Origin of the sequence: Micromonospora sp. AMSO12t (assembly GCF_008806585.1) — a bacterium.
GTDB classification, from domain to species: Bacteria; Actinomycetota; Actinomycetes; order Mycobacteriales; family Micromonosporaceae; genus Micromonospora; species Micromonospora reichwaldensis.
Genome location: NZ_WAAS01000381.1, coordinates 1 through 4674, shown reverse-complemented (window position 1 = coordinate 4674; position 4674 = coordinate 1). Strand labels below are relative to the sequence as shown.

Genomic DNA, 4674 nt, shown 5'->3' with positions numbered 1-4674 from the left:
ACCGGCCCGTCGGACCCGGGCTCCGGGTACTCCATGAATGCGTCCTCATCGGACTCGTACCGATACACCATGCCGCCCAGAGTAGGAGGCATTGTCCCTTTAGGTGTGAATAATGGGAAATTGTGGGCGGAGTCGTTTCGGCTCGTGTTGGGGATCCGCGCCGCGGGGCCTGTGTCGAGCGGGGTCGCGCCCGCCTGCCGGGTCCGCGCCGGCGTGGCCGGCGGCGGTGCGAGAATTGCCGACGTGACCGGCGAACACTACTTCACCGCTGAACCCACGACCGCCGCCAACCCGCGCGAGGTCGAGTTCTCCGTCGCCGGCCGCGACTACACCCTGGCCTCCTCCGCCGGCGTCTTCTCCGCCGCCCGCCTCGACCCCGGCACGGCGGTGCTGCTGCGCAAGGCCGACCTGCCGTCCGCCGGGTCCACCGGCGCCCTGCTCGACCTCGGCTGCGGCTTCGGCCCGATCACCTGCGTACTCGCCAGTTCCGCCCCCACGGCGGCCGTGTGGGCCGTCGACGTCAACGAACGGGCCCGGGAACTCACCGCGGCCAACGCCGCCCGGGTCGGCGCGGCCGACCGGGTACGCGTCGCCGCGCCGGACGACGTACCCGCCGAGCTGACCTTCGCGGAGATCTGGTCCAACCCCCCGATCCACGTCGGCAAGGACGAGCTGCACGCGATCCTGCTGCGCTGGCTGCCCCGGCTCGCCCCGGACGGCGTCGCCTGGCTGGTGGTGGCCCGCTATCTCGGCGGGGACTCGTTGCAGCGCTGGCTGGTCGAGCAGGGCTGGCAGGTGGGGCGCCACGCCAGCCAGAAGGGCTACCGGGTGCTGCGGGTCACCCGGTAATTGATTGGGCCGCCCGGCCCGTGCTCGGGCAGGATGCCGACGTGGGATACGTGGACGTGGCAGCGGTCGGGCACATCCTTCCCGACGGCCGGGAGCTCTTCTCCGACGTGTCGTTCCGGGTCGGTGAGGGTGCCAAGGTGGCCCTGGTCGGGCCGAACGGCGCGGGCAAGACGACGTTGCTGCGGATGGTCGCCGAGGACCTGCCGGTGAAGACCGGCGCGATCGCGCGCGCCGGCGGGCTGGGCGTGATGCGCCAGTTCATCGGGATGATCGGCGACGAGTCGACGCTGGCCGACCTGGCCCTGTCGCTGGCCCCGCCCGTGCTGCGCGACGCCGGCCGCCGGCTGGTCGAGACCGAGGAGGCCATGCGCGCCGCCGAGGTCCGCGGCAAGTACAGCACCGCCGCCGGCAAGGCCCAGCTGGCGTACGCGGACGCGCTCGCGGCCTGGGGCGAGGTCGGCGGGTACGACGCCGAGGTGCTCTTCGACACGGTCGCCACCATCGTGCTCGGTCTGCCCTGGGAGAGCGCCCGGGAACGACCCGTCCGGACCCTCTCCGGCGGCCAGCAGAAGCGCTTCGCCCTCGAACTGCTGCTGCGCGGCCCCGACGAGGTGCTGCTCCTCGACGAGCCGGACAACTTCCTCGACGTGCCCGGCAAACGGTGGCTGGAAGGGCGGCTGCGGGAGTCGACCAAGTCGGTGCTCTACGTCTCGCACGACCGGGAACTGCTCGCCCAGACCGCCGACCGGGTGGTCGCCGTGGAGGGCGGCAGCGCCTGGGTGCACCCGGGTGGCTTCGCGAGCTGGCACTCCGCCCGGCTGGCCCGGCACGCCCGCCTCGACGAGCTGCGCAGGCGGTGGGACGAGGAACACCAGAAGCTGCGCGAGCTGATGCTGATGTACAAGCAGAAGGCCGCGTACAACGACGGGCTGGCGTCGCGCTACCAGGCCGCGCAGACCCGGTTGCGCAAGTTCGAGGAGGCCGGGCCGCCGCCCGTACCGCCGAAGGACCAGGACATCCGGATGCAGCTCACCGGCGGGCGGACCGGCAAGCGCGCGGTGATCTGCGACCAGCTGGAGCTCGACGGCCTGACCTTCCCGTTCGACCTGGAGATCTGGTACGGCGACCGGGTCGCGGTGCTCGGCGCCAACGGCACGGGCAAGTCGCACTTCCTGCGGCTGCTCGCCCGGGGCGGCACCGACCCCGACCCGGCCAACGGGCCGGTCGACGGCGCCGCCGCGCTCGCGCCGGTGGTGCACGACGGGGTGGCCCGGCTCGGCGCGCGCGTGCGCCCCGGGCACTTCTCGCAGACCCACGACCGGCCGGAACTGATGACGAAGACCCTCGTCGAGATCCTCTGGCGGGGCGACGAGCACCGGACCGGCATGGACCGGCACGCCGCGATGGCGGCGCTGAGCCGGTACGAGCTGGCGGGGCAGGGCGACCAGCGCTTCGGCACGCTCTCCGGCGGTCAGCAGGCGCGCTTCCTGGTGCTGCTGCTGGAGCTCTCCGGCGCGACGCTGCTGCTGCTCGACGAGCCCACCGACAACCTCGACCTGGCCTCGGCGGAGGCGCTGGAGGCCGGGCTGACCGCGTTCGAGGGGACCGTGGTGGCGGTGACCCACGACCGCTGGTTCACGCGCACCTTCGACCGGTTCGTGCTCTTCCGGGGCGACAACGAGGTGGTGGAGACACCGGAGCCGGTCTGGGACGTGGCGTGATCCCCGCCGACCTGGCCGACCGCCTCTGCGCCGTCGACGGGGTCGTCGCCGTCGCGCTCGGCGGCAGCCGGGCCCGGGGCGAGCACCGGCCCGACTCCGACTGGGACCTCGGCCTCTACTACCGGGGCGAGCTGGACGTGCCGGGGCTGCGCGCCGTCGCCGCCTCGGTGGCCGACGAGGCGGTCGAGCTGACCCCGCCCGGTGGGTGGGGGCCCTGGGTCGACGGCGGCGGATGGCTGCGGGTCGGCGGGGCGGCCGTCGACTGGATCTACCGTGACCTCGACCGGGTGCACCGGATCTGGGCCGACTGCCGGGCCGGCCGCTACGAGGTCGGCGTGCAGGCCGGGCACCCGCTCGGCTTCTACTCACCCGCCTACGCCGGCGAGGTGGCGTACTGCCGGGTGCTCGGCGACCCGACCGGTGAGCTGACCGCGCTGCGGGAGGAGACGCTCGCGTACCCGCCCGCCCTGGCCGACGCGCTGACCGCCGGCGGCTGGGAGGCCCGCTTCCTGATCGGCGGCGCGGCCAAGGCCGCCGTGGCCGGCGACAGCGGGTACGTGGCCGGCTGCCTGTTCCGGGTGGTCGGCGTACTCGCCCAGGTGCTGCACGCCCGGGCCGGGCGGTGGCTGGTCAACGAGAAGGGCATGATCGCCTCCGCCGGGCGGCTGCCGGGCGTGCCGCCCGACTTCACCGGGCGGGCGCAGGCGCTGCTGGGCGGGGTCGGGCACACGCCGGACGAGCTGGCCGGCACGCTCGCCGCCGCGCGCCGGCTCGTCGCCGACGTGCTCGACTGACGGTCCACGGTCCACGAGACGTAGGGCGGCTTCGCGGCCCGTGCACGGCCTCGCCGGCTGCGTGGTGGGCTTCGCAGCCTGTGCGTCCGTGGTGGGGCTTTGTGGTCTGCGGCGTGCGCCAGGCTGGCGGGCATAGGGTGGAGCTCGTGACTGAGATGACCTACCGCCGGTTGGGCGACTCCGGGCTCGTGGTGTCCGTGGTCGGCATCGGCTGCAACAACTTCGGCCGCAAGCTCGACCTCGACGGCACCCGGGCGGTGGTCGACGCCGCGCTCGACGCCGGGATCAACTTCTTCGACACCGCCGACATCTACGGAGAGCCGCAGGGCGGCTCCGAGGAACTGCTGGGCCAGGCGCTCAAGGGCCGGCGCGACGACGTGGTGGTGGCCACCAAGTTCGGCATGGACATGAACGGGATGAACGGCCCCGACTTCGGCGCCCGGGGCGCCCGCCGCTACATCGCCCGGGCGGTGGAGGCGTCGCTGCGCCGGCTCGGCACCGACCACATCGACCTCTACCAGATGCACGAACCCGACCCGGGCACCCCGATCGACGAGACGCTCGCCGCGCTCGACGACCTCGTCCGCGCCGGCAAGGTCCGCTACCTGGGCAACTCCAACTTCGCCGGCTGGCAGATCGCCGACGCCGACTGGGTGGCCTCGTCGAACGGCCGATCCCGGTTCATCAGCGCACAGAACCACTACAGCCTGCTGGAGCGCGGCGCCGAGGCCGAGGTGGTGCCGGCGTGCGAGCGCTTCGGCCTCGGGCTGCTGCCGTTCTTCCCGCTCGCCAACGGGCTGCTCACCGGCAAGTACAAGCGCAACGAGGCCCCGCCGGCCGGCAGCCGCCTCGCCGGTGGCGGCCGGTACGCCCAGCGGCTCGCTGCCGCCGACTGGGACACCATCGAGGCGATCGAGGCGTACGCCGCCGAGCGCGGGCTGTCGATGCTCCAGGTGGCCATCGGCGGGCTGGCCGCCCAGCCGGCGGTGACCTCGGTGATCGCCGGCGCCACCACGCCCGAGCAGGTACGCGCCAACGCGGCGGCGGGCACCTGGCAGCCCACCGACGAGGACCTCGAAGCCCTGCGCGCGACTTTCTGAGCCACGTCGACGCCGTCCGGGCGCCGCAGCACTGCGGCACCGGGGGCGGTGCGGCACCGGTGGCGGTGCGCTACCCGTCGCCCGGCGACCGTTGGCTGTGGGGTCTGTGGGTGGCTGAGTGGAACGTCACGGGTGTCACCGGGCCTCGGAGACACCCGCCATGTTCCACCGATGCCGATGCCGATGCCGGTACCGGTGGCGGGGGCGGTG

At 73.7% G+C, this 4674-nt stretch carries 4 protein-coding genes; all 4 read left to right on the top strand.

Annotation, left to right across the window (positions count from 1 at the left end):
- Positions 1 to 243: 243 nt before the first annotated feature.
- The 4 genes from F6X68_RS30785 (at position 244) to F6X68_RS30770 (ending at position 4464) form a co-directional block, all read left to right on the top strand.
- Positions 244 to 849: a class I SAM-dependent methyltransferase gene (locus F6X68_RS30785; protein WP_151457536.1), complete on the top strand. Its 606-nt coding sequence runs from the start codon at positions 244 to 246 to the stop codon at positions 847 to 849.
- 41 nt (positions 850 to 890) lie between these two features.
- Positions 891 to 2570, top strand: a complete 1680-nt coding sequence (locus F6X68_RS30780; RefSeq protein ID WP_151457535.1) for an ABC-F family ATP-binding cassette domain-containing protein — start codon at positions 891 to 893, stop codon at positions 2568 to 2570.
- Positions 2567 to 3364: a nucleotidyltransferase domain-containing protein gene (locus F6X68_RS30775; RefSeq protein WP_151457534.1), complete on the top strand. Its 798-nt coding sequence runs from the start codon at positions 2567 to 2569 to the stop codon at positions 3362 to 3364. Before F6X68_RS30780 ends, F6X68_RS30775 begins: the two co-directional genes overlap by 4 nt.
- A gap of 137 nt (positions 3365 to 3501) precedes the next feature.
- Positions 3502 to 4464: an aldo/keto reductase gene (locus tag F6X68_RS30770; protein ID WP_192581610.1), complete on the top strand. Its 963-nt coding sequence runs from the start codon at positions 3502 to 3504 to the stop codon at positions 4462 to 4464.
- Positions 4465 to 4674 lie beyond the last annotated feature (210 nt).